Source organism: Undibacterium sp. Di24W (assembly GCF_049340325.1).
In the GTDB taxonomy this organism is placed as follows: Bacteria; Pseudomonadota; Gammaproteobacteria; order Burkholderiales; family Burkholderiaceae_D; genus Undibacterium.
On the sequence record NZ_JBMPOP010000010.1, the window covers coordinates 1 to 24,525 of the forward strand.

The 24,525-nt window shown below is 46.3% G+C and carries 18 protein-coding genes, 1 tRNA gene and 1 pseudogene; 18 read left to right on the forward strand and 2 right to left on the reverse strand.

Translation table 11 applies throughout. The features are described 5' to 3' along the window. The 17 genes and pseudogenes from ACO0KZ_RS18305 to ACO0KZ_RS18385 form a co-directional block, all read left to right on the forward strand. Positions 1 to 146: pseudogene (locus ACO0KZ_RS18305) on the forward strand (elongation factor Tu); the annotation flags it as partial. Positions 147 to 220: 74 nt separating this feature from the next. After that, positions 221 to 296, forward strand: a tRNA-Trp gene (locus ACO0KZ_RS18310). A 37-nt stretch (positions 297 to 333) separates the two neighbouring features. Then, on the forward strand, positions 334 to 714 hold the full coding sequence (gene secE / locus ACO0KZ_RS18315) for a preprotein translocase subunit SecE (protein ID WP_422997878.1): 381 nt from the start codon (positions 334 to 336) through the stop codon (positions 712 to 714). After that, positions 714 to 1,319 (forward strand): transcription termination/antitermination protein NusG, encoded by a 606-nt coding sequence (nusG, locus tag ACO0KZ_RS18320; RefSeq protein ID WP_315472494.1) that lies wholly within the window; start codon positions 714 to 716, stop codon positions 1,317 to 1,319. Before secE ends, nusG begins: the two co-directional genes overlap by 1 nt. Before the next feature lie 137 nt (positions 1,320 to 1,456). Next, positions 1,457 to 1,888, forward strand: coding sequence for a 50S ribosomal protein L11 (rplK, locus tag ACO0KZ_RS18325; protein WP_315469670.1), 432 nt, complete (start codon positions 1,457 to 1,459; stop codon positions 1,886 to 1,888). Next, a complete protein-coding gene (gene rplA, locus ACO0KZ_RS18330; protein ID WP_186891710.1) occupies positions 1,888 to 2,583 on the forward strand; it encodes a 50S ribosomal protein L1 in 696 nt (231 codons plus the stop codon). Before rplK ends, rplA begins: the two co-directional genes overlap by 1 nt. Positions 2,584 to 2,888: 305 nt before the next feature. Further along, positions 2,889 to 3,425, forward strand: a complete 537-nt coding sequence (gene rplJ, locus ACO0KZ_RS18335; protein WP_422997881.1) for a 50S ribosomal protein L10 — start codon at positions 2,889 to 2,891, stop codon at positions 3,423 to 3,425. A 50-nt stretch (positions 3,426 to 3,475) separates the two neighbouring features. After that, positions 3,476 to 3,847, forward strand: a complete 372-nt coding sequence (gene rplL, locus ACO0KZ_RS18340; RefSeq protein WP_186891712.1) for a 50S ribosomal protein L7/L12 — start codon at positions 3,476 to 3,478, stop codon at positions 3,845 to 3,847. Positions 3,848 to 4,114: 267 nt separating this feature from the next. Then, a complete protein-coding gene (gene rpoB / locus ACO0KZ_RS18345) occupies positions 4,115 to 8,221 on the forward strand; it encodes a DNA-directed RNA polymerase subunit beta (RefSeq protein ID WP_422997883.1) in 4,107 nt (1,368 codons plus the stop codon). 230 nt (positions 8,222 to 8,451) lie between these two features. Continuing rightward, a complete protein-coding gene (gene rpoC / locus ACO0KZ_RS18350) occupies positions 8,452 to 12,681 on the forward strand; it encodes a DNA-directed RNA polymerase subunit beta' (RefSeq protein ID WP_422997885.1) in 4,230 nt (1,409 codons plus the stop codon). Positions 12,682 to 12,870: 189 nt separating this feature from the next. Beyond that, positions 12,871 to 13,671 carry a biotin--[acetyl-CoA-carboxylase] ligase gene (locus tag ACO0KZ_RS18355; RefSeq protein WP_422997887.1) on the forward strand — a complete coding sequence of 267 codons (801 nt, stop codon included), beginning with the start codon at positions 12,871 to 12,873 and terminating at the stop codon, positions 13,669 to 13,671. 40 nt (positions 13,672 to 13,711) lie between these two features. Further along, positions 13,712 to 14,530 carry a type III pantothenate kinase gene (locus ACO0KZ_RS18360; protein ID WP_422997889.1) on the forward strand — a complete coding sequence of 273 codons (819 nt, stop codon included), beginning with the start codon at positions 13,712 to 13,714 and terminating at the stop codon, positions 14,528 to 14,530. A gap of 30 nt (positions 14,531 to 14,560) precedes the next feature. After that, complete coding sequence (locus ACO0KZ_RS18365; RefSeq protein WP_422997891.1) at positions 14,561 to 15,223, forward strand: SPOR domain-containing protein; 663 nt, start codon at positions 14,561 to 14,563, stop codon at positions 15,221 to 15,223. Positions 15,224 to 15,325: 102 nt separating this feature from the next. After that, positions 15,326 to 16,126, forward strand: coding sequence for an N-formylglutamate deformylase (hutG, locus tag ACO0KZ_RS18370; protein WP_422997893.1), 801 nt, complete (start codon positions 15,326 to 15,328; stop codon positions 16,124 to 16,126). 63 nt (positions 16,127 to 16,189) lie between these two features. Then, entirely contained in the window at positions 16,190 to 17,566 is a 1,377-nt protein-coding gene (locus ACO0KZ_RS18375; RefSeq protein ID WP_422997895.1) for a formimidoylglutamate deiminase, read from the forward strand. 59 nt (positions 17,567 to 17,625) lie between these two features. Further along, the gene (locus ACO0KZ_RS18380) at positions 17,626 to 19,455 is read left to right on the forward strand and encodes a DUF885 domain-containing protein (protein ID WP_422997897.1); all 1,830 of its coding nucleotides are present in this window, start codon (positions 17,626 to 17,628) and stop codon (positions 19,453 to 19,455) included. Positions 19,456 to 19,663: 208 nt separating this feature from the next. Continuing rightward, positions 19,664 to 19,936 carry a hypothetical protein gene (locus tag ACO0KZ_RS18385; protein WP_422997899.1) on the forward strand — a complete coding sequence of 91 codons (273 nt, stop codon included), beginning with the start codon at positions 19,664 to 19,666 and terminating at the stop codon, positions 19,934 to 19,936. A gap of 77 nt (positions 19,937 to 20,013) precedes the next feature. Here ACO0KZ_RS18385 and ACO0KZ_RS18390 read toward each other — a convergent pair whose 3' ends face one another. Then, on the reverse strand, positions 20,014 to 20,664 hold the full coding sequence (locus tag ACO0KZ_RS18390; RefSeq protein WP_422997901.1) for a YcbK family protein: 651 nt from the start codon (positions 20,662 to 20,664) through the stop codon (positions 20,014 to 20,016). Between the two features lie 167 nt (positions 20,665 to 20,831). Between ACO0KZ_RS18390 and ACO0KZ_RS18395 the strand changes: the two genes are divergently transcribed. Then, positions 20,832 to 21,620: a phytanoyl-CoA dioxygenase family protein gene (locus ACO0KZ_RS18395; RefSeq protein ID WP_422997903.1), complete on the forward strand. Its 789-nt coding sequence runs from the start codon at positions 20,832 to 20,834 to the stop codon at positions 21,618 to 21,620. Here ACO0KZ_RS18395 and ACO0KZ_RS18400 read toward each other — a convergent pair. Continuing rightward, positions 21,592 to 24,294 carry an ATP-binding protein gene (locus tag ACO0KZ_RS18400; protein WP_422997905.1) on the reverse strand — a complete coding sequence of 901 codons (2,703 nt, stop codon included), beginning with the start codon at positions 24,292 to 24,294 and terminating at the stop codon, positions 21,592 to 21,594. The two genes, ACO0KZ_RS18395 and ACO0KZ_RS18400, sit on opposite strands and share 29 nt — an antisense overlap. Positions 24,295 to 24,525 lie beyond the last annotated feature (231 nt).

Below are 24,525 nucleotides of genomic sequence, written 5' to 3' on the forward strand. Positions count from 1 at the left end.
AAGAAATGGTTATGCCAGGTGATAACGTTTCTATCACAGTTAAGTTGATCAACCCGATCGCGATGGAAGAAGGTCTCCGTTTCGCGATTCGTGAAGGTGGTCGTACTGTTGGTGCTGGTGTTGTTGCGAAAATTATCGTTGGTTAATAGTTTTAAGTTGTAAGGATGAATTGGGTAGTGGCTTTAAAAAGCTTGCTATCCTCTTCGTTTGTAAAAGCTGTAGGGGTGTAGCTCAACTGGCAGAGCGTCGGTCTCCAAAACCGAAGGTCGTAAGTTCGATCCTTACCGCCCCTGCCACCATCAAGGCCAAAAGGCATCGAAAGTAAAAATCAGCATGTCTAACCAAACCGTTCAAACTGTCAGCACTTCTAATGATAAATATAAAATCATTTTGGCGGTGATTGCTGCTGTTGCTGGTGTCGTTGCATTTTATGTTCTCGCTGGTCAGGCGAAATATGTGCGTTTAGGTGCTTTGTTTGGTGGTATCGCATTAGCTTTGGTACTGGTCTTTATTTCTGAGACTGGTCGTGAGTTGGTGTCGTTTGCTAAAGAATCGATTCGTGAAGCTAAGAAGGTGGTTTGGCCAACTCGTAAAGAGGCTGGACAAATGACGGCAGTGGTATTCGGATTTGTATTGATTATGTCAATCTTCTTGTTTACGACTGATAAAGTTCTTGAATATTTGATTATGAACGTAATTCTTGGGCTTAAATAATGAGCGAACAAATCTCAGACAAAAATACGGATGGCGCGCCAGAGCAAGACTCTGGTGTTTCTGTCCCTAAGAGTGCAAAAAAATGGTATGCCGTGCATGCCTATTCTGGTATGGAGAAAAGTGTTCATCGTGCATTGGTGGAGCGTATTGAACGCGCTGAAATGCAAGATTTGTTTGGACAGATTTTGGTGCCTACCGAAGAAGTGATAGAAGTTAAGAATGGTAAGAAAAGTGTGACTGAGCGTCGTTTGTTTCCGAGCTATGTTTTCGTAGAAATGGAAATGACAGACGACACTTGGCACTTAGTAAAGAACACAAGTAAAGTAACAGGTTTTATTGGCGGTAAGTCGAACAAGCCAGCGCCAATCCCACGTCACGAGATTGAAAAAGTTCTGCAGCAGGTGCAGGACGGTGTAGAAAAACCAAGACCAAAAGTATTGTACGAAGTTGGCGAAGTGGTCCGTATTAAAGAAGGTCCGTTCACAGATTTCAACGGCAATGTCGAAGAAGTCAATTACGCTAAATCTAAAGTGCGTGTGAATGTTACTATTTTTGGTCGTGCGACCCCGGTGGATCTGGAATTTGGTCAAGTCGAAAAAGTTTAAGTTGTAAATGTAGCAAGCGGCGCTGGCACCGCACAGAAATGTAAAAGCTGGTGAAAAAAGCGAGGAGCCGAGTAGTTCGAAGATTCGTTAGAGTACTGATCAAAAGGCGCTACCACTCAACCATAGAAGGAGCCATCATGGCAAAGAAAATTATCGGTTTTATCAAGCTGCAAGTACCAGCTGGTAAAGCAAATCCATCCCCACCAATCGGTCCAGCATTGGGTCAGCGTGGTTTGAATATCATGGAATTCTGCAAGGCATTTAATGCGCAGACTCAAGGTATGGAACCAGGTATGCCAATTCCAGTTGTGATCACCGCATTCGCTGATAAGTCTTTCACATTCGTGATGAAGACGCCACCAGCAACTTACATGATCAAAAAAGCAGCTGGTATCACTAAAGGTTCTGCTAAGCCACATACAGACAAGGTTGGCAAAATCAGTCGTGCACAAGCTGAAGAAATCGCAACAGCAAAGCAAAAAGACTTGACTGCTGCCGATATGGAAGCAGCTGTGCGTACAATCGCAGGTTCTGCTCGTTCCATGGGCATCACGGTGGAGGGTCTGTAATGGCTAAGTTATCTAAAAAAGCAAAATTGCTGAAAACAAAAGTAGATCGTTTGAAAGTCTACCCATTCGATAATGCTATTGCGTTAATCAAAGAATGCGCAACAGCAAAATTCAACGAATCTATCGACGTTTCTGTTCAGCTCGGTGTTGATCCTAAGAAATCTGACCAAGTTGTGCGTGGCGCGGTTGTATTGCCAGCGGGTACAGGTAAAACAGTACGCGTAGCGGTTTTTGCGCAAGGCGCTAAAGCTGAAGAAGCTAAAGCCGCTGGTGCTGATATCGTTGGTATGGAAGATTTGGCTGAGCGTATCAAAGCTGGCGATATGCCATTTGATATCGTTATCGCGTCTCCAGACACAATGCGTATCGTTGGTACTTTGGGTCAAGTGTTGGGTCCACGTGGTTTGATGCCAAATCCGAAAGTTGGTACTGTAACTCCTGACGTTGCTACAGCGGTTAAAAACGCTAAAGCTGGTCAAGTTCAATACCGTACTGACAAGGCAGGTATCATCCACACAACAATCGGTCGTAAATCTTTCGCTGATGGCGATTTGAAATCGAACTTGTTGGCCTTGATCGAAGCATTGAACAAAGCTAAACCAGCGACGAGCAAAGGTGTTTATCTGCGTAAAATTTCCATCTCATCCACTATGGGTGCAGGTGTGCGTGTAGATCACATCAATTTGTCTGCATAATTAGTAAGAATTAAGTCCACTTGGCAATGTCAGGTGGCGCATCTTTGGGCTGTTGGTATTTGTTGACTTAGTCAATGAATGCAAAACAGAGTGTCAAAGACCGTTGGGCTTTTTAAATTCGTTTAGAAAGTTAATTGTTGAGAAGTGATTCTTGATGCCCAACGCAGATGGTGTACCCGAGCAAGTTTTGTAGTGACTACTGGTAACCCAGTGAAGCTCCTAACTTCGGACGCCGTGTTCGAAACGATATGAGGGAAGTGCATCATTGTGGTGTATCGACTGAATATCATTTAAGGAGGTTGACCGTGAGTCTCAATCTGAATGACAAAAAGGCTGTTGTCGCTGAAGTCTCTGCAAAAGTAGCAACTGCACAGACTATCATCGTAGCCGAATACCGTGGCATACAGGTCGGTCATTTGACGCAATTACGTGCTAGCGCACGTGCTCAAGGCGTATACATGCGCGTGTTGAAAAACACACTCGCACGTCGCGCTGTAGAGGGAACTGCATTTGCAAGCCTCGCTAACGAAATGACAGGTCCGTTGATCTATGCGATCTCGGAAGATGCTGTTGCTGCTGCTAAAGTTATTCAAGACTTTGCAAAAAGCAATGACAAGTTAGTCGTTAAAGCTGGTAACTACGCTGGTAAATCCTTGGATAAAGCTGGTGTTGTTGCGTTGGCAAGCATTCCTGCTCGTGAAGTATTGTTGGCGCAAGTGTTGGGTATGATGCAGGCTCCTGTATCAGCATTCGCACGTGCTTTGGCAGCACTCGCAGCAAAGCAAGAATCTGGTTCACCAGCAGCACCGGCAGCGGAAGTTGCCGAAGCAGCAGCTGAATAAGATTTTTCGTCAAATACCGAATCATAGTAATTTAAATATTGGAGTTTCAAATGGCAATTAGCAAAGACGATATCCTGGAAGCCGTAGGCGCGATGTCCGTAATGGACTTGAACGACTTGGTCAAAGCATTCGAAGAAAAATTTGGCGTTTCCGCTGCTGCAATGTCAGCTGGTCCAGCTGCTGGTGCTGCTGCTGCTGCAGTTGAAGAGCAAACAGAATTCAACGTTATTTTGGCTGAAGTTGGCGCAAATAAAGTTGGCGTAATTAAAGCTGTTCGCGAAATCACTGGTCTGGGCTTGAAAGAAGCTAAAGATCTGGTTGATGGCGCACCAAAAGCAGTTAAAGAAGCTGTTTCTAAAGCAGATGCTGACGCTGCTAAGAAGAAATTGGAAGAAGCTGGCGCGAAAGTTGACGTTAAGTAATTCTGTGTTATACTGGCGGACTTTCGAGTTTGCCTAAGTCAAAGTAAGGAACCTGCTTGCAAGAGGAGGTTCCTCTTTGGCTTCTCTGTCGTTCTCGCGGCGGTGTTGTTTGTTATTTGTAAATTCGTTGAAATTTCCTAAGCCGAATCTCATAAGGTGAGGGCTGAGACTTGAGGTTTCCTGATGGTTTTTCTTGTAGTGTATTTACCTGGAAAAAAGTTTTGAAATCTGAATTCTCCATCCTTCCTTGCCACTCACGGAGTGTCCATGCACTACTCATTTACTGAGAAGAAGCGCATTCGCAAATCTTTTGCGAAACGCGCTAACGTCCACCACGTTCCGTTCCTGCTGGCGACCCAGCTCGAGTCATATCATAGTTTTTTACAGCAAGACAAAGTAGCGTCTGTTCGTAAAAATGAGGGTCTTCAATCGGCCTTCACATCGATATTTCCGATCGTGTCGCACAATGGGTTCGCTCGTTTAGAATTTCTATCCTACGTTTTAGGCGATCCAGCCTTTGACGTCAAGGAATGTCAACTGCGCGGCTTGACATTTGCTTCGCCTTTGCGTGCCAAAGTGCGTCTGGTGATTCTTGATAAAGAATCTCCAACCAAGCCTGTCGTTAAAGAAATGAAAGAACAAGAAGTGTACATGGGTGAGTTACCGCTCATGACAAACACGGGTTCTTTTGTTATTAACGGTACCGAGCGCGTTATCGTGTCTCAGTTGCACCGTTCTCCAGGTGTGTTCTTTGAACATGATCGCGGCAAGACACATTCTTCCGGTAAGTTACTGTTCTCCGCACGGATTATTCCTTACCGTGGCTCATGGCTCGATTTTGAATTCGACCCTAAAGATATATTGTTCTTCCGTATTGACCGTCGTCGTAAGATGCCGGTCACAATTTTGTTGCGTGCTATTGGCATGACAAACGAGCAGATTCTTGCGAATTTCTTCGTCTTTGATAATTTCGGCTTGCATAGCGATGGCGCAGAAATGGAATTTGTCGCAGAACGTTTGCGCGGTGAAGTTGCGCGTTTTGATATCTCTGACAAAGCTGGCAAATTGATTGTTGCTAAAGACAAACGTATCAATTCCAAGCATGTGCGCGAAATCGAAGCTGCTGGTATCAAGATGATTTCAGTACCGGAAGACTATTTGCTTGGTCGTGTATTGGCGAAAAATATCGTTGATGCAGATACGGGTGAAGTCGTCGCGAATGCGAACGATGAGTTGACAGAAGAATTGTTGGCGAAGTTGCGTGACGCAAAAGTGACAGATATTCAAACTCTGTACACGAATGATCTCGATCAAGGCGCGTACATTTCTCAAACTCTGCGTGCAGATGACACAGCTGATCAAATGGCAGCGCGTGTAGCAATCTACCGAATGATGCGTCCTGGCGAACCGCCAACAGAAGACTCCGTTGAGGCGTTGTTTAATGGTTTGTTCTACAACGAAGATCGTTACGATTTGTCTGCCGTTGGACGTATGAAATTCAACCGTCGTATTGGTCGTGACGAATTGACTGGTGCTATGACTTTGTCGGATGACGACGTTTTAGCTGTCATTAAAATCTTGGTTGAGCTGCGCAATGGTCGCGGCGAAGTCGATGATATCGATCACTTAGGTAATCGCCGCGTGCGTTGCGTCGGTGAATTGGCTGAGAACCAATTCCGTGCTGGCTTGGTGCGTGTTGAACGCGCTGTCAAAGAACGCCTCGGCCAAGCCGAAGCAGATAACTTGATGCCTCATGATTTGATTAACTCCAAGCCAATTTCTGCAGCGATTCGTGAATTCTTCGGCTCCTCACAGTTGTCTCAGTTTATGGATCAAACTAATCCATTGTCAGAGATCACGCATAAGCGTCGTATTTCTGCTCTGGGACCTGGTGGTTTGACACGTGAACGTGCAGGCTTTGAAGTGCGTGACGTTCATCCAACTCACTACGGTCGTGTATGTCCGATTGAAACGCCAGAAGGACCAAACATTGGTTTGATTAACTCTTTGGCGTTGTATGCACGTTTGAACGAATACGGTTTCTTGGAAACGCCATACCGTAAAGTCATTGACGGCAAAATCACGACACAGATTGACTATTTGTCTGCGATTGAAGAAGGTCGTTACATTATCGCTCAGGCGAATGCGACGATTGATGCCGCAGGTATGTTGAGCGACGAATTAGTATCCTCACGTCAAGCAGGTGAAACAATACTGGTTTCTCCAGAGCGCGTTCAGTACATGGACGTTGCAACGGGTCAGGTGGTTTCTGTTGCGGCATCCTTGATTCCATTCTTGGAACACGATGATGCGAACCGTGCTTTGATGGGTGCCAACATGCAACGTCAGGCAGTTCCTTGCTTGCGTCCAGAAAAAGCCTTGGTTGGTACAGGTATTGAACGCACAGTGGCGGTCGATTCTGGTACCACGGTACAAGCTTTGCGCGGTGGTAAAGTGGATTACATCGATGCGGGTCGTATCGTTATTCGTGTCAATGATGCGGAGGCCTTGGCTGGTGAGGTCGGTGTTGATATCTACAACTTGATCAAGTACACACGTTCTAACCAAAACACAAACATCAATCAACGTCCTATCGTCAAAGTTGGCGACATCGTTGCCAAGGGTGACGTATTGGCTGACGGTGCTTCCACCGATTTGGGTGAATTGGCGCTCGGTCAAAACATGTTGATCGCGTTTATGCCATGGAATGGTTACAACTTCGAAGATTCGATTTTGATCTCCGAAAAAGTGGTTGCTGATGATCGTTATACTTCAATTCATATTGAAGAATTGTCTGCGGTTGCTCGTGATACGAAGTTGGGTGCGGAAGAAATTACGCGTGATATCTCTAACCTTGCTGAGAATCAGTTAGCGCGTCTGGATGAATCAGGTATCGTCTATATCGGTGCCGAAGTGACTGCTGGTGATACATTGGTCGGTAAAGTGACGCCAAAAGGCGAAACACAATTGACGCCAGAAGAAAAACTCTTGCGCGCGATTTTCGGTGAAAAAGCGTCGGACGTTAAAGATACATCCCTGCGCGTGCCGTCTGGCATGGTTGGTACGGTGATCGACGTTCAGGTCTTCACACGTGAAGGTATCCAACGCGACAAACGTGCACAGCAAATTATTGATGACGAATTGAAGCGCTATCGCCTCGATTTGAACGATCAGTTGCGTATTGTAGAAGGCGATGCTTTCGAACGTTTGCAACGTATGTTGGTCGGTAAAGTGGCTAACGGCGGTCCAAATAAATTGGCTAAAGGCGCAACGATCACTAAAGAGTACTTAGCAGAAGTTGACAAGTACCACTGGTTCGATATCCGTCCAGCTGATGAAGATGCAGCACGTTCTATCGAAGCGATTAAGGATTCTATCGCTGAGAAACGTCACCAGTTTGATCTGGCGTTTGAAGAGAAGCGTACTAAATTGACGCAAGGCGATGAATTGCCACCAGGCGTACAAAAAATGGTTAAGGTCTACTTAGCTGTTAAGCGTCGTTTGCAACCAGGTGACAAAATGGCGGGTCGTCACGGTAACAAGGGTGTGGTTTCACGCATTGTTCCGGTTGAAGATATGCCTTACATGGCTGACGGTACACCAGCTGACATCGTGTTGAACCCATTGGGTGTTCCTTCACGTATGAACGTGGGTCAGGTTTTGGAAGTCCACTTAGGTTGGGCAGCTAAAGGTTTGGGCTTGCGTATTGGTGAAATGTTGAATGCCAAAGCAAAAGTTGAAGAGATTCGTGGTTTCTTGAAACAGATCTATAACGAGTCTGGTAAGACAGAAGACATCGATGGTTTGTCAGATAGCGAAATCCTGGAATTGACTTCCAACTTGAAAAAAGGCGTACCTTTTGCAACACCAGTGTTTGACGGTGCGCATGAAAGTGAAATTCGCCGCATGTTGGATCTGGCTTATCCAGACCATATCGCAAAACAACTCGGTATGACGCCTTCGAAGAATCAAGTGACTTTGTATGATGGTCGTACTGGTGAAGCGTTTGAGCGTAACGTTACTGTCGGTTACATGCACATGTTGAAGTTGCACCATTTGGTTGATGACAAGATGCATGCACGTTCGACTGGTCCTTACTCTCTCGTTACGCAACAACCACTCGGCGGTAAAGCGCAGTTCGGTGGTCAGCGTTTCGGTGAGATGGAGGTGTGGGCACTCGAAGCGTACGGCGCGTCTTACGTCTTGCAAGAGATGTTGACTGTGAAGTCCGATGACGTGAATGGCCGTACCAAAGTGTACGAAAATCTCGTTAAGGGTGATCACGTGATCGATGCTGGTATGCCAGAGTCGTTCAACGTTCTCGTAAAAGAGATCCGCTCTTTGGGTATCGACATCGACCTCGAACGTAATTGATTAGTTTTAAATTAGTAAATTGGTAGCAAACCTTCGCCCGAATTCATTTCGGGCGTTGGTCATTCAGATGGGTCTTAATTTTCTGTGCTTTTTGTTCCCGGTAGTAGCGGAACTTGTGTCGAACACGATGTCGATCAGGCTCTCCCGTTATTGCGAACAGGGTTAAACCTAAAGTTGGTTAATAGACTCGTCAGCTTTAAGCGATTCAACTCTTCACTGGAGTGATATACATGAAAGCCCTGCTCGATCTATTCAAGCAAGTTCAGCCCAATGAACAATTCGACGCGATCAAAATTGGTCTCGCGTCTCCAGAAAAAATCCGTTCATGGTCCTATGGCGAAGTAAAAAAGCCAGAAACAATTAACTACCGTACGTTCAAACCAGAGCGTGATGGTTTGTTCTGCGCGAAAATTTTTGGCCCAATTAAAGATTACGAATGCCTGTGCGGTAAGTACAAGCGTTTGAAGCATCGCGGTGTGATCTGCGAAAAGTGCGGCGTTGAAGTGACCTTGGCAAAAGTGCGTCGTGAACGCATGGGCCACATTGAATTGGCTTCCCCAACAGCACATATCTGGTTCTTGAAATCTCTGCCATCCCGTTTGGGTATGGTGCTCGACATGACTTTGCGTGATATCGAACGCGTATTGTATTTTGAAGCCTATGTAGTTACCGATCCAGGCATGACTCCGCTGAAAAAATGCCAGATCATGTCTGAAGATGACTACGCAGCGAAATACGAAGAGCATGGTGATGAATTCACCGCATTCATGGGTGCAGAAGGTATCCGTGAATTGTTGCGCTCTATCGATATCGATCGTGACGCAGAAACTTTGCGTACTGAACTCAAAGAATCTAAATCTGAAGCGAAGATCAAGAAGTATTCCAAGCGTTTGAAAGTATTGGAAGCCTTCCAACGTTCTGGCATCAAGCCAGACTGGATGATCATGGAAGTGTTGCCAGTGTTGCCGCCAGAATTGCGTCCATTGGTACCTTTGGATGGTGGTCGTTTTGCGACTTCCGATTTGAACGATTTGTATCGTCGCGTCATTAACCGTAATAACCGTTTGAAGCGCCTGATGGAACTGCGCGCTCCGGAAATCATTACGCGCAATGAAAAGCGTATGTTGCAAGAAGCGGTTGACTCCTTGTTAGACAATGGTCGTCGCGGTAAAGCAATGACGGGCGCAAACAAACGTCCATTGAAGTCTTTGGCAGAAATGATCAAAGGTAAGGGCGGTCGTTTCCGTCAAAACTTGTTGGGTAAGCGCGTCGACTACTCTGGTCGTTCCGTTATCGTGGTGGGTCCACAACTGAAATTGCATCAGTGCGGTTTGCCAAAGCTGATGGCCTTGGAATTGTTCAAACCATTCATTTTCAATAAATTGGAATTGATGGGCTTGGCAACAACGATCAAAGCAGCGAAGAAACTCGTTGAGATTCAAGAACCAGTGGTTTGGGATATCTTGGAAGAAGTGATTCGCGAACATCCAATCATGTTGAACCGTGCGCCAACCTTGCATCGCCTTGGTATTCAAGCGTTTGAACCCGTATTGATTGAAGGTAAAGCGATTCAATTGCATCCACTGGTCTGTGCGGCATTTAACGCCGACTTCGACGGTGATCAAATGGCGGTTCACGTTCCTTTGTCTATCGAAGCACAAATGGAAGCACGCACATTGATGCTCGCTTCTAATAATATTTTGTTCCCATCTAATGGTGAACCATCTATTGTGCCTTCTCAAGATATCGTTTTGGGTCTCTACTACGCATCACGCGAAGCCATCAATGGTAAAGGCGAGGGAATGATGTTCCCGGATGTTTCTGAAGCGATTCGTGCTTGGGATAACAAAGAAGTGGAATTGGCGACACGTATTACGGTACGTATTACTGAATATCCAAAAGATAAAGAAACTGGCGAATTCGTTAAAACTGTTAAGCGTTACGAAACCACAGTGGGTCGTGCGATCTTGTCTGAGATCTTGCCAAAAGGCTTGCCATTCTCCGTCTTGAATCGTCCTTTGAAGAAAAAAGAAATTTCTAAGTTGATCGATACCTCCTTCCGTAAGTGCGGCTTGCGCGCAACGGTGGTGTTTGCGGACCAATTGATGCAGTCTGGTTTCCGTTTGGCGACTCGGGCTGGTATTTCTATCTGTATCGACGATATGTTGGTACCACCACAAAAAGTCACATTGTTGGCAGCGGCTGAGCATGAAGTTAAACAAATCGAACAGCAATACGCGTCCGGTTTGGTGACTGCTGGCGAACGTTACAACAAGGTTGTTGATATTTGGGGCAAGACCGGTGATGAAGTCGGTAAGGCGATGATGGAACAACTTAAAGTTGAACCAGTCACGCGTCGTGATGGCACAGTCGGTACGCAAGAATCTTTCAACGCGATTTACATGATGGCTGACTCCGGTGCGCGTGGTTCTGCAGCACAGATTCGTCAGTTGGCAGGTATGCGTGGTCTGATGGCGAAACCGGACGGCTCTATTATCGAAACGCCGATTACCGCGAACTTCCGCGAAGGTCTGAACGTTCTCCAATACTTTATTTCCACTCACGGTGCACGTAAAGGTCTGGCAGATACGGCGTTGAAGACAGCGAACTCCGGTTACTTGACGCGTCGTTTGGTCGACGTTACACAAGATCTGGTTGTGATCGAAGATGACTGCGGTACAGCGAACGGTGCTTCGATGAAAGCCATCGTCGAAGGCGGTGAAGTTAACGTGCCTTTGCGTGATTTGATCTTGGGTCGCGTTGCTGCGAACGACATCGTTAATCCAGAAACACAAGAAACTTTGTTTGCGGCGGGCACTTTGCTCGACGAATTCATGGTTGAAGAAATCGAATCCTTGGGTATCGATGAAGTCAAAGTTCGTACACCATTGACATGCGACACACGCTACGGTTTGTGCGCGATGTGCTACGGTCGTGATCTTGGTCGTGGCTCTATGGTTAACGCTGGTGAAGCAGTCGGTGTTATCGCTGCGCAGTCCATCGGTGAACCAGGTACACAGTTGACGATGCGTACGTTCCACATCGGTGGTGCTGCTTCTCGTGCAGCGATCGCTTCTTCTGTTGAGGCGAAGTCTAATGGTACGATTCGTTTTACAGCAACGATGCGTTATGTTACGAACGGCAAAGGCGATCAAATCGTAATTTCCCGTTCTGGCGAAGTCTTGATCACGGATGATCATGGTCGTGAACGTGAACGTCATAAAGTCCCTTACGGTGCGACATTGATCGTGAAAGACGGGATGACGATCAAAGCTGGTACTGATTTGGCGACATGGGATCCATTGACCCGTCCTATCATTACTGAATACACCGGTCAGGTTAAGTTTGAGAACGTCGAAGAAGGCGTGACTGTTGCTAAGCAGGTTGATGATGTCACTGGTTTGTCAACCTTGGTGGTAATCGATGCGAAGCGTCGTGGTTCTGCGGCTGGTAAGAGCTTGCGTCCACAAGTTAAATTGTTGAACGAAGCTGGCGAAGAAGTGAAAATTTCTGGCACTGAGCACGCGGTAACAATCGGCTTCCAAGTTGGTGCGTTGATTACGGTGAAAGACGGTCAACAAGTTCACGTTGGTGAAGTGTTAGCGCGTATTCCAACTGAATCACAAAAAACCCGTGATATTACCGGTGGTCTCCCACGTGTTGCTGAGTTGTTCGAAGCTCGTTCACCAAAAGATGCTGGTATGTTGGCAGAAGTGACTGGTACGGTTGCGTTTGGTAAAGAAACCAAAGGTAAGCAACGTCTGGAAATTACTGACATGGACGGTGAGAAACACGAGTTCTTGATCACTAAAGACAAACAAGTCTTGGTACATGACGGCCAAGTTGTGAACAAAGGTGAGATGATTGTTGACGGCCCAGCTGATCCACAAGATATCTTACGTTTGTTGGGTATCGAAGCTCTCGCACGTTACATCGTTGATGAAGTTCAAGACGTGTATCGCTTGCAAGGTGTTAAGATCAATGACAAGCACATCGAAGTGATCGTACGTCAAATGTTGCGTCGTGTTGTTGTGGTTAATCCAGGTGATGCGAACTACATCATGGGTGAACAAGTTGAACGTTCTGATTTGTTGGGCGAAAACGATCGTGTGCTTGCTGCTGGCGGTATTCCTGCAACGTATGAAAATATCTTGTTGGGTATTACCAAAGCTTCCTTGTCGACAGATTCCTTCATCTCTGCCGCTTCCTTCCAAGAGACCACACGTGTTCTCACAGAAGCAGCGATCATGGGCAAGAAAGATACTCTGCGCGGCTTGAAAGAAAACGTCATCGTGGGTCGTTTGATCCCAGCTGGTACAGGTCTGGCTTATCACCGCGCTCGCAAGTTGAAAGAAACTTGGGAAGCGGACGAACGCGCAGCCTTGTTGCAAGCTGAGAAAGAAATCTTCACACCAGCAGCGGAAGTTGCTGCAATTGATGTGAATGTAGGCGAAGCTTAAGTCATTCAGCGAGTCTGCTAAAAAGTAGCAAAAAATGAGAGCGGCACCGTGGAGTTTCTACGGTGCCGTTTTTGTTTTGTGGTGGTGAAGCGCCATACATTAATTGAATGCAAGCATATTCACTCGAACTGATGTGACCGAAGCGATAGCGAGGCATGGCCATCAATTGAGTCTAAACTAAGGAAACATATGAAGTTAGATCCAAACCTGATTCAATCTGTTCTGCGAGAATTGAGTCAGGGGCATAGACAATCGCCTGTGGTAATCGAGGTGGTAGACCAAACAGGCTCAACAAACATGGATTTGATGGTTCGTGCGAAGGATGGTTTATTAACTGCACCAGTTCTCTTACTCGCAGAGGAACAAACTGCAGGGCGAGGCCGTTCTGGGCGCAGTTGGCATTCAATACCGGGTGGCGTACTGACTTTTTCCTTGGCATGGCATTTCGAAACGGGACCGCAAAGCCTGCTCGGACTTCCCTTGGTGGTAGGCATCGCGATTGCCGAACGTTTATTGCAAATTGGTGTGCCTGTCAGCTTAAAGTGGCCGAACGATATTTTGAAAGATGGCAAGAAATTAGGTGGCATCTTGCTAGAGTCGCAAAGTGATGGACTCGTGGGTGCATGGGCTGTGATTGGGATTGGTCTCAATCTACAGATTCCCACGTCCTTGGAGCAAGTCATAGGACAAGAAGTTGCCGATGCGCCATGGCTGGCCCAGATGGATAGAAATGATTTGATGGCGCAATTGCTACAGTCACTGATGGCAGCTTTAGAAGAATTTAAAGTCTTGGGTTTTACCGCTTTTGTGGAACGTTGGAATGTGCTACACGCACATGCTCACCAAGCAGTGAAAATTATCGATCAAGGCAAGCTTTTACATCAAGGTATCGCGCTCGGCGTCGATGCGCAAGGAAGTTTGGTATTGCAAACCGAAGTAGGGATGCTGCGTATCCATTCAGGGGATGTGTCTTTGCGTCCTTTGCCGTAAAATGTGCTAGTTCCTATCGCCCGATTTTAATAAAACAACCATGAACTCTAAGTCACCCTTAGTGCTGCTAATTGATGCTGGAAACACCCGAGTCAAATGGGCCTGCATAGAACAAAGTGCGACGCTGACTTTACCCGTGCAATGGACGCAGTTGGGTTCCGTAACGCACCAGAATCTTGAGCATCTGCGAGCCGCATGGGCAGATTTAGACGTTCTTGAAATTGTGTTGTCGAATGTTGCCGGCGAAAAATTAGGAAATACCTTATTAGCCTTATTGGCCTCACATTTCCCGCAAATACCAGTGCATTTTTTTCGCTCTCAGGCTCACTGTGCCGGTGTGCAGAATCAGTATCAGGAGCCGCAACGCTTAGGCGCTGACCGTTTCGCCTCAGCGATTGCCGCACACTATTTATATCCGGATATGGCATTGGTGGTCGCAACTTGCGGCACTGCCACTACGGTAGATGCTGTGGATGCTGCGGAATTTATTGGGGGAATGATTTTGCCGGGACTGCAATTAATGGCAGCCTCATTGGCAAAAAATACGGCGCAGTTGCCACAGATCGCGGAGAGCTTAGGTTTGCAAGACGCCTTCGCCAAGAATACCGATCAGGCTATCGTTAGTGGTTGCTTGCACGCGCAAGTCGGTGCCATGCTGGGCGCAGTTGAAAAATTACGCCAGCGCAGTAGCCGACCGGTTCAACTTTTAATTTCGGGGGGGGCAGCCCCTTTTATCATTCCACAATTAAAACTACAAACGAATTTGATCTGGCATCATGTGGAAAACTTGGTGTTATCCGGCTTATTTGTCGCCACCAAACTGAAGTCAACCGCGCTTAGTTCAACCCCTCACTTCTGATTCTTTATATTAATTATGTTGCGATTTTTCTTGTGGATTTTATTGATCATCAATGGATTGCTACTCGCTTTGAATTTTGGTGTGTTCGGGAACTGGGAACGTGCCGAGCGTGAACCGACGCGTTTGAAAGCCGAGAAAAATGCAGACAAGCTGAAAGTGTTGGCGCCCAATGTTGCGCATGACATGATGGATGTTGCCAACAAAAAAGCCATACCGCCAATCGCTTGTTTGGAATTGGGAGGTATCAACACGGCAGATGCAAAAAGCGTAGAAGAAAAATTGAAATTGCTGGTTTTAGGGACACGCCAAACACGTACCGAGATTGCTGAAGTAGCGACCAATATGGTTTACTTGCCGTCTTTAGGAAGTAAAGATGCGGCTGATAAAAAAGCAGCACAATTGAAAAAATTAGGCTTGACTGAATTTTATATCGTGCAAGATCAATCTCCTTTGCGTTGGGGCATCTCACTAGGTGTATTTAAAACACCGGAGGCGGCACAAACCCATCTAGCCAACCTGGTAAAAAAAGGCTTGAAGGAAGCGCGGATTGCGCCGCGCGCAGTGAGTGCAGCTAAAGTAGTCTATCGTCTGCTAGATGTCACGCCTGAAGAAAAGAAGAGTTTGGATGCATTGAAAGAAGGTCTCAGTAGCGCCGAAATGCATGAATGCACGATCAAGATCGAAACCCCTTAAAGAAATATTCAACATTTGAGAGCAACGATGTAGCGTATTTCCTCGTGAGCAAACATGAGTGAATATCTGCATCAATGATTCCCTTTCGAGAGACACCCTATCATGTCAGCCCCATTTTATTTCATCCAAGGACAAGTTCCGCTATTAATTTCTATGCCACACGTAGGGACAGATATTCCCGACGACGTTGCGGCAAGCATGAATCCCGTTGCGGCCTTGAAAGCTGATACGGATTGGCATCTGCCACTTCTTTATAATATGCGTGAAGCCTTAGGCGCATCCTTGATCCATGCACAATATTCGCGTTACCTAATTGATTTGAACCGCCCATCTGACGATATGAATTTATATCCAGGGCAGGATACGACGGGCTTATGCCCGGTTGATACCTTTGCTAAGGAAGCACTGTACCAGTCAGGCCAAAATCCCGATGCCAATGAAATCCAGCGCAGAGTGCAAGCTTATTGGCAGCCTTATCATCAACAGTTGCAGGCAGAATTGCAGCGCTTGCGCGACTTGCATGGCATTGCGATTTTGTGGGATGCCCATTCGATCGCTTCGCAGGTACCACGCTTTTTTAATGGACGCCTACCCGATCTAAACTTCGGCACCGCTGACCAAAAATCTTGTGCCAGTGGCCTGCAAGATGCGTTGGCGAATGTGATGGCGCAGCATGGTGCGCCCTATACCCATGTTTTTAATGGACGTTTTAAAGGCGGACACATCACGCGTCACTATGGACAACCCGCCAATAATATTCATGCCGTGCAATTGGAAATGAGTCAGTGTGTGTATATGGATGAAAGCTATCCATTCGCGTATCGAGAAGAGGTAGCGGCGCAGATTCAGCCGCTATTGAACAATCTACTGCAAACCTGCATCACATGGGCTTCTGCACAATAAACTCGATTGCGCGTTCGACATAAGCAAACCAAGTTCAGCATCAGCGAAATCAGGAATACTCAAATGAACACAAGCAGTACGCAAACACTTTTCGCACAGCACGCATTGTTGCCCGAAGGCTGGGTAAACAATGTGCGTTTGCATTGGGACTCACAAGGTAACTTCAGTCAAATAGAGTTGGCCGCTACGCCCACCGCGTATGAAGCTCAGCATACCTACGTTTCGCCCGGAATGACTAATTTGCACTCGCATGCGTTCCAAAGAGCGATGGCGGGCATGACTGAGATTGCAGGTGAAGGGCCGGATAGTTTTTGGACTTGGCGCGATTTGATGTACCGCTATGCTTTAGCGATTTCACCCGAACAGATGCAAGCAATTGCAGCTCAGTTGTATTCCGAATGTCTGCGTCACGGTTACACCTCAGTGTGCGAATTCCATTATGTACATCGGGCTCCTGAAGGCGTGTTTTATGCCGATATCGCAGAGACCGCCAAGCAGGTGATTGCGGCAGCCAATAGTACAGGCATGGGAATTAGTATGCTGCCTGTGTTGTACAGCTACGCTGATTTTAATCAACAGCCATTGCGCGATGATCAGCGTCGTTTTAACACCAATGTTGAGCAGATACTGCAGATTATTCAAGCACTAGAGCCACAGCGTAATGCGCAAGTGGAAGTTGGCGTAGCACCGCATTCGCTGCGTGCTGCCAGCACAGCACAAATTGCAGAATTAGTCGCGACGATTCCTGCGGGGCGCCCGATTCATATTCATATCGCGGAACAGATGCGCGAGGTGAATGCCTGTCTTGCTGCAACAGGCAAACGCCCAGTTGAATTGTTGTTTGCCACGCAAAGCGTTGACGAACGCTGGTGCTTGGTACATGCGACGCATTTGAATCAAGTTGAGGTTGCTAAAATGGCCGCTAGTAAATCTGTTGCTGGCATTTGTACCTCGACTGAAGGTAACCTGGGCGATGGTTTTTTTGAGTTACCTGACTATATTCGGGCGCAAGGACGTTTTGGCATAGGCACGGACAGCCATGCTTCGCAAAGCGTGGTGGAAGAAATCCGTTGGTTAGAATATGGACAACGTTTAAAGGCACAAGGCCGTAACATCGCCAGCGTAACAGGGCAGAGACGTGTAGCCGATTATTTGTGGCAGCAGTGTTTGCAAGGTGGGGCGCAAGCTTCGGGGCGTAAGGTCGGGCAATTGAAACTCGCCCACAGAGCAGATTTTATTATTTTTGATGATCAACATCCGAATTTACAAAACCTGGATGTGGCTGATGTACTGGGTAGCGTAGTATTTACTGGCAATGACAATTTGATCCGTGATGTTTATGTGGGTGGACAGCAAGTCGTCGCAGCAGGACGTCATCGGGAACAGGCACAGATCAACGCTAATTACGTGGCTTGTATGCGGCAGCTGCGTCAACTCTAGATTGCTTTTAAAAAATTGAAGTAAAAAAGAACCTTAAAATTAGAAAGATATCGAGACCCATGAAAAAATTTACGACAAACACTGCAGCTGGATTATTAATCAGTATCGGTCTGCTCAGTATGCCAGCATTGGCCGCGAATAGCTCAGTACATTCCGCTGGGATGATCAGCGAATTGACAAGCAATAAAGCAAATCCCTCATTGCAAGCGCGTTTGAAAGCACTGGATAGTTTGTTAGCCGAACAATGGGAATATGGACTGCGTACCAATCCAGAATACGCGTCTATGCTGGGTGACAAGCGTTTCAACGATCAATTGCGTGATTTTTCCCAAGCGGCGATAGATGCTAATCTGAAAAAGAGTCGTGAATTTTTGAAGCGTTTTAAAGCCATCGACACCACAGGTTTCGATGTACAGCAAAAGTTGAATAAAGATCTGATGGTACGTCAGTTACAAGAGGAGTTAGAAGGTGCGCGTTTTCAAAGCTGGCAAATGCCGGTATTGCAAAATTCTGGATTGCATTTAGACACGCCAGAGCTGGTAACGATGTTAAGTTTTACCAGCGTTAAAGACTATGAAGACTACATTACACGTTTGAATAAATTGCCGGCCTTGTTTGAGCAAACTATAGTGCAAATGCGTAAAGGCGTTAAGAATAAAATCATGCCGCCACAGTTTCTTTTGCCGAAAATTGCACGTCAATGTGATGATATTGTTGCGATGAGCATGGACGCGTCACCTTTTGCCAAGCCAGTCGCACAGTTTCCTGCAGATATGTCTGAAGCAGATCAGCAGCGATTAAAAGCTGCGGTGTTAGCGGCGATTAAAACTAAGGTCATTCCAGCGTACCAAAATTTTGCCAATTTCGTACGAAGCGACTACGCGCCCTATGGCCGTAAAGATGTCGGTCTGTGGTCGTTGCCAGACGGCGCGGCACGGTACAAGTTGCAAGTCAAAACGCAAACAACGACCAATAAAACACCAGAAGAGATCCATCAAATTGGTTTAAGTGAAGTGAAAAGAATTGAAGGTCAGATGCTAGATGTGGCGAAGAAATTAGGTTTCGCTGATTTGAAATCTTTTAATGCCTCGATGGAGAAAAATCCAGCGCTGCATCCAAAATCACGCCAAGAAATCTTAGATTTGTATAGCAAGTATACCGACCAGATGTATGCCAAGATTCCAGAATTGTTTGGTCGTTTGCCCAAAGCCAAAGTAAAGATCATGGCTGTGGAAGAGTTCCGTGAGAAAGAAGCTGCGGGAGCTTCCTACAATCCTGGTGCGGCCGATGGTTCGCGCCCCGGTCACGTAATGGTGAATACTGGTGACTTCGCGAATCGTATGACTTTGTCGATAGAGACCACCGCTTTGCACGAAGGTGTGCCGGGTCATCACATGCAAATCGCGATAGCGCAAGAATTAGAAGGCCTACCGGCTTATCGTCAACAAGGTGGTAACAACGCCTATGTGGAAGGCTGGGCTTTGTATTCTGAACGTCTGGGACAAGAACTAGGTTTCTTCCAGGATCCGTATAGTTTTTATGGGCATTTGCAAGATGAAATGTTGCGCGCCATTCGTTTAGTGGTCGATACTGGCCTGCATTATAAAAAATGGAATCGTCAACAAGTCGTCGATTTTTTCCGTGATCATTCTGGTATAGAAGAAGTCGAAATTCAAAGCGAAACTGATCGTTATATTGTTTGGCCAGGTCAAGCTTTGAGTTACAAAATCGGTCAGTTAAAGATTTTAGAATTGCGTGAGTACGCCAGCAAAACTTTGGGTGCAAAGTTCAAGTTAAAAGCATTCCATGATGAAGTTTTAGGTGCAGGCGCTTTACCTTTAGATATTTTGGAAACACGAATTCATACTTGGGTGGAGTCACAACAATAGACTAATTAGTTTGCGCTTGACGCAGATTAATTGATTTTTTCTAAAGAGAATGGGTGTCAGGATTACATGTGGAATGTGGTTTTGACGCCCGTTTTTCTTTAACTCGCCTTAAATTACTTTAACTTACTGTAAATAGGTTGCCACACTTCAATTGACGCGAGTAGAATCAGACACCTCACATTAATTTTCCAACTCTTTTGGAGCTGCCATGGGTGCCTTTGCGATGCCGGTTTATATGCTGGAATTCACTCCGAAAACAATCGCTTCCTTATTGTCGCAGCATGCGATTGATGGGGTGGAAATCGAATTAGATGTGTATAACAAAAATGACCTGACTATTAAACTTGAAGCAAAAGGCCAACGTCTGAAATCTGATCCTGATTTGTTTCGGATTATTACTGTCCATAACGGTGTCACCAACGAGCACGATTGGAATTTTACAATCTTGCGCGAATCTGCTGACCGTAGTCGTAAGCGCTAATAGTTATAATTTTTTTGGAATGTCTGGGTCGCTAATCATTCAAGACCTGAAGCATGATGTTGACTCGATTTCAGACATTAACCTTTCCAACTTCTATTCAGTCCTGTGTCGGTGTGTATCCAACCACCTTTGCTATTGGCTCTGAAATAAAATCCTACGCCGCCTTGTCTGAAGCTTTGTATTAACTCGCCTAATACTTCTTCGTGTAAGTCACCGATACGGATATCTGCTGCGCGTCCTTCCAAATGCAAAGATTTACGTGCGGCCGGGATGCCGTCTTCACGCAGACGCTGATTCGACTCTGGCGTGCGGTAGCCAGATAAAACTTCCAGCGGTTTCGTCATGCCAAAGCGAGTAATAAATGCCTGAGTTGCCCACAAGGTTTCTAATAATTTGGGATCGATAGGTGCCGTCTTTTTACCATTGACATCCCGCAGCACGTGGCAGAATTGCTGGTAAGCGGAGTCAATCATGTCACCATCTTTCCAATACAATAATTTGACACGTTCGCCGCTGACCGGGCGTATCAAATCCAAGGTACGCGGCTTTAACCAAAAATCCATATCCAAGGCTTGCGCGTCGAATAAATCCGGCGGCGGTGTCAGCTTGCTCGTCTTGTTAGCCGTATCGACTTCCTGTGCTGTGCTGACCATGGGGCGACTGCCTAAAAAAAGTCCGCTGGCGGTAAGCAGTAAGGATTTCTTAAAAAATTGGCGGCGATTTGGCATGAGATTCAATGAAAATAGCGAAAGTAAAGTAGAGAAAGTAAGACAGATCGATAGTTTTTGTGAGTATATGCCTTCTTGTCCTTTGTGATGTACCTAGATGTGAAATTTTCTTTAATTACTTTGCCCTATAATGTCAGCTTCATCATCGAATCCAATCTGGTTATCGCATGTTAAATCCCGGACAAATTGAACAATTTCAGCAACAAGGTTATCTGGTGCTACCAGGCTTGAGTGGCGTTGATTACTGTGAACAAGTGCTGCAATGGGCCCAGCAACAATTGGACGCTGTGGTGCAACCGATTGAATACGAAGCCGACACACGTTACCCCGGGGCCCCCGTTTCTCGTGATGCAGAGGGCGGGCAAACCGCGCGGCGCTTATTGCAGGCTTATGCGCGTTCGTCTTTAATTGCTACTTGGGCGACGCAGCCAGTTTTAGCACAAGCACTGGGGCAATTGCTCGGTACCGGTGTGTGTATGTCACAGGTGCATCACAATTGCATCATGACCAAGCAAGCACGGTTTTCTAGTCTGACAGGATGGCATAGAGATAGTCGTTATTGGCAGTTTCAGCGTGCAGAACTGATCAGCGTTTGGTTAGCTTTGCGCGATGAGAAAGTGGAAAACGGTTGCCTATTGGTGCTACCGGGTTCACATCGTTGGCATATCGAAAGCAATCAACTCGATGCCGCGCAATTTTTACGTTCTGACCTTGTGGCGAATCAAGCTTTATTGGAGCAAGCGGTTCCAGTCCCGCTACAGCAAGGTGATGTTTTACTTTTTTCGAGTAATTTGTTCCACGCTGCTGGATGCAACCAAACGCCGCAAACGAAATTCTCCATGGTGTTTACGTATCGCGCTCTAGACAATCCGCCTATTCCAGAATCACGTTCGGCCAGTAAGCCAGAAATCGTCCTGCATTCTTCATCTATAAATCGAGAGGGATCGGAAGTGTGAACCAAAATATGGTTCCATGGCCTATCTGAGTTTGAAAACCTATCTTGCCGTTCATGGCTTCAATTAAAGACTTACTGATTTTCAAACCCAAACCAGTGCCGCCTTGTTGGCGAGTATCACCGTTGTTCGCTTGCGCAAATGAATTAAAAATTTCTTTCTGAAAGTCAGTAGGAATACCATATCCATGGTCTTCGATTTCGACCGTTACTTTCACGTCCGATTTGATGATGCGCACATCAACCTGATGAGAGTCGCCAGAAAATTTGGCGGCATTTGATAGAAGGTTTGCTAGCACCTGCGTCAATCGACCACTGTCGGCGATGATATTGAGTCGCTCAGGATGGACGCCAAGCACGTATTGCACGTTGAACTTCAATCCGTAACCACCATTGTCGCGTATCGATTGTTTGACCACGTTGACGATGTCAATGCTGGTGAGATTCAATGCCATTTTTCCCGCAGCGAGTTTTTCAATATCCAGCAGGTCGTTGATTAACAAAGTCAATCTTTGACTATTTCGGGATGCGAGTTCAACGAGCTTGTGCGCCGGTTCGGATAGCTTACCAGCTATGCCATTTTCTAGGAGGCTTAAGGAACCTTGAATTGATGTGAGCGGGGTTCTCAATTCATGGCTGACGGTAGAAATGAATTCCGATTTAAGTTTTTCGAGTCGGCGTCGTTCGGTGACGTCGCGAACCATGCCAATAAACACCGTCTCGTCAAACTCAGAACTCTTCGAGACCGCAAGTTCCATAGGGAAAATACTGCCATCCTTGCGCTTGCCCTGAACTTCCCTTCCTATACCTATAATGCGCGCTTCTCCTGTTGTATTGTAGCGATGTAGATAGGTATCGTGTCTGCTGCGGTCAGGTTCAGGCATCAACATCCGAATATTCTGACCTATAACTTCGGGTAGCGTGTAACCAAAGATGCCCATTGCAGCAAGATTGAAGGAGCGCATTGTGCCAATGGCATCAATAGTAATGACACCATCGACCAGATTGTCTAGGATGGTTTGGTTTTGAGAGGCGTGGTCACGTAAGGCTTTGTCTTTGTAGAGTAGCTCACTGTAAGCCGTTTCTAAACGTTTGGATTGTTCGATGACTTCGTGGGTTCTTTCTTCAACTTTTTGCGCCATTACTTTTTGATCTTCCGTGAATTTCGCGGTATTCATCGCACGGACTACAAGGTTGCAAATATGGCTGGCGTACAAAATATCTTCTCGACTCCAATTTCTTTGCTTCTCGCATTGACCTAAACTGAGCACACCGATTAGCTCATTGTCTTTGCGTATCGGCAGTTCGAGTAGCGATTTCATGTCGATTTCACGTGCAAGTTCCAGCAGGTCGCTAGCCGCAGGATGAAGTCTGATATCGTGTACTACCAGTGGAGTTCTTACATTGGATAACTCAAGATAATAATTTGTGCAGTAGTCAAATCCGATCGCGGAATTTTCAAGAAAAGGAAGGGGATTCGGACCACTGATGGTATTGCAAACTAGCTGGCGGCTTTTTTCATTGTTTAACCAAACGCAGACATATTCTATCCTGAGAATTTCTAAGGCTCTGTTAGAAATAATGCGCAGCGCTTCGGTGAAAGTACAGCTGTCGAGTATCGGGTTGCCATCGAGTTCTAGTAAAAGTTCCGGTGGTGATTTACGTGAAATATCGTAATCCCGTAGGTCTTGGAATTTGTCGACAGCGGTGAGTTGACTCAATTGAATTGCGCATTCTTGATGAAGGCGAGAATACTGCAGTGCTGATTGGTATTGATTTTTCGACTCATAGAGCTTTGAAAGCGCATCGTAGAAATTAGCAAGTTGCGGCAACGAGTCCATTTCTTTGGCCGACGTTAAGGCCGTTAAATAGGTCTCGATCGCGCCGTCGACATCTCCTTCTTTGAGTGCGATTTTTGCGAGCGTATCATTAGCGGCACCAAACAGCCATTTGTAGCCGCAGCTTTTGGCGACAGCGAGTGCTTGGTTGACAGATTCTTTAGCCTGACTGAACTTGCCGTCAGAAAAATCTAGTACTCCCAAGTGCCATAAAGCTTCAGCAAAATATTCGTCAATTTGGCCGCGCGATGCTTCGTCCATGGCATACACAAATAGACCCTTAGCGTCGTCTTTTTGCCCAATCTGTAGAAAATTGGTCGCCAAGTTAATGGCTTGTTTGGCGTTAAGATAAGCATTGTCTATGTGTCGCAATATGCCGCCAGCATCGCGATGAAAGCGCATGCCGGTCTCGTAGTCACCCATAGCATTGTAAATTTGCCCTAAGCCTATGCGTGACTCCACCAAGGATTCAATGTCTTTCGTAAAGCGGCACAAATCAATAGAGCGCGTCCAAAAATTGGCAGCGTCACGGTACTTTCCCAATGCGTAATAAACTCGTCCCAGCGCCACCATGACTTTGCCCGCGTGGTCAGGCAGGTCGTTTGCCTCTGCCAGAAAACTCGCATTATTCAAATCGTCGATCAAATGATGTGCTTCACCCAGACGTTCCTGAATAAAGTAGCGGAGCATCAAGGCGTCGATTTTACAAGCGGCTTGCTTGTTTGCTATGGCACCGAGTTCGAGACGTTCGAGTAAGGTGACAGCGCTGTGCGGATGCCGACGCGCGATCTTTTTTATGCGCGTTAGGGACTCGGCCGTAAATTTGTCTGAAGCACTCATGTAGTACCCTCGAAAACGGCAGCGAGATTTCAGTCTCGCCCTCATGAAAAGTTAACTGCTCCGCGTAATGAATGAGCGAAGACACGCACTGAATTAACTCATCTCGAGCTTACGATAACATAGGGACTTTCAAAGTTCCAGCGCGGCAATAAATAGGCGTGTAAGTGTGATTAAAATGAAAATTAATTATTGGGTTTAAGCGACAATCGGTTTGGTAGCTTGGTCCTGTTT

Excerpts from the sequence above, each read along its gene's own strand:
- secE (WP_422997878.1), top strand. The coding sequence starts at position 334 with ATGTCTAACCAAACCGTTCAAACTGTCAGCACTTCTAATGATAAATAT.
- nusG (WP_315472494.1), top strand. The coding sequence starts at position 714 with ATGAGCGAACAAATCTCAGACAAAAATACGGATGGCGCGCCAGAGCAA.
- rplK (WP_315469670.1), top strand. The coding sequence starts at position 1,457 with ATGGCAAAGAAAATTATCGGTTTTATCAAGCTGCAAGTACCAGCTGGT.
- rplA (WP_186891710.1), top strand. The coding sequence starts at position 1,888 with ATGGCTAAGTTATCTAAAAAAGCAAAATTGCTGAAAACAAAAGTAGAT.
- rplL (WP_186891712.1), top strand. The coding sequence starts at position 3,476 with ATGGCAATTAGCAAAGACGATATCCTGGAAGCCGTAGGCGCGATGTCC.
- rpoB (WP_422997883.1), top strand. The coding sequence starts at position 4,115 with ATGCACTACTCATTTACTGAGAAGAAGCGCATTCGCAAATCTTTTGCG.
- rpoC (WP_422997885.1), top strand. The coding sequence starts at position 8,452 with ATGAAAGCCCTGCTCGATCTATTCAAGCAAGTTCAGCCCAATGAACAA.
- ACO0KZ_RS18355 (WP_422997887.1), top strand. The coding sequence starts at position 12,871 with ATGAAGTTAGATCCAAACCTGATTCAATCTGTTCTGCGAGAATTGAGT.
- ACO0KZ_RS18360 (WP_422997889.1), top strand. The coding sequence starts at position 13,712 with ATGAACTCTAAGTCACCCTTAGTGCTGCTAATTGATGCTGGAAACACC.
- hutG (WP_422997893.1), top strand. The coding sequence starts at position 15,326 with ATGTCAGCCCCATTTTATTTCATCCAAGGACAAGTTCCGCTATTAATT.
- ACO0KZ_RS18375 (WP_422997895.1), top strand. The coding sequence starts at position 16,190 with ATGAACACAAGCAGTACGCAAACACTTTTCGCACAGCACGCATTGTTG.
- ACO0KZ_RS18380 (WP_422997897.1), top strand. The coding sequence starts at position 17,626 with ATGAAAAAATTTACGACAAACACTGCAGCTGGATTATTAATCAGTATC.
- ACO0KZ_RS18385 (WP_422997899.1), top strand. The coding sequence starts at position 19,664 with ATGGGTGCCTTTGCGATGCCGGTTTATATGCTGGAATTCACTCCGAAA.
- ACO0KZ_RS18390 (WP_422997901.1), bottom strand. The coding sequence starts at position 20,664 with ATGCCAAATCGCCGCCAATTTTTTAAGAAATCCTTACTGCTTACCGCC.
- ACO0KZ_RS18395 (WP_422997903.1), top strand. The coding sequence starts at position 20,832 with ATGTTAAATCCCGGACAAATTGAACAATTTCAGCAACAAGGTTATCTG.
- ACO0KZ_RS18400 (WP_422997905.1), bottom strand. The coding sequence starts at position 24,294 with ATGAGTGCTTCAGACAAATTTACGGCCGAGTCCCTAACGCGCATAAAA.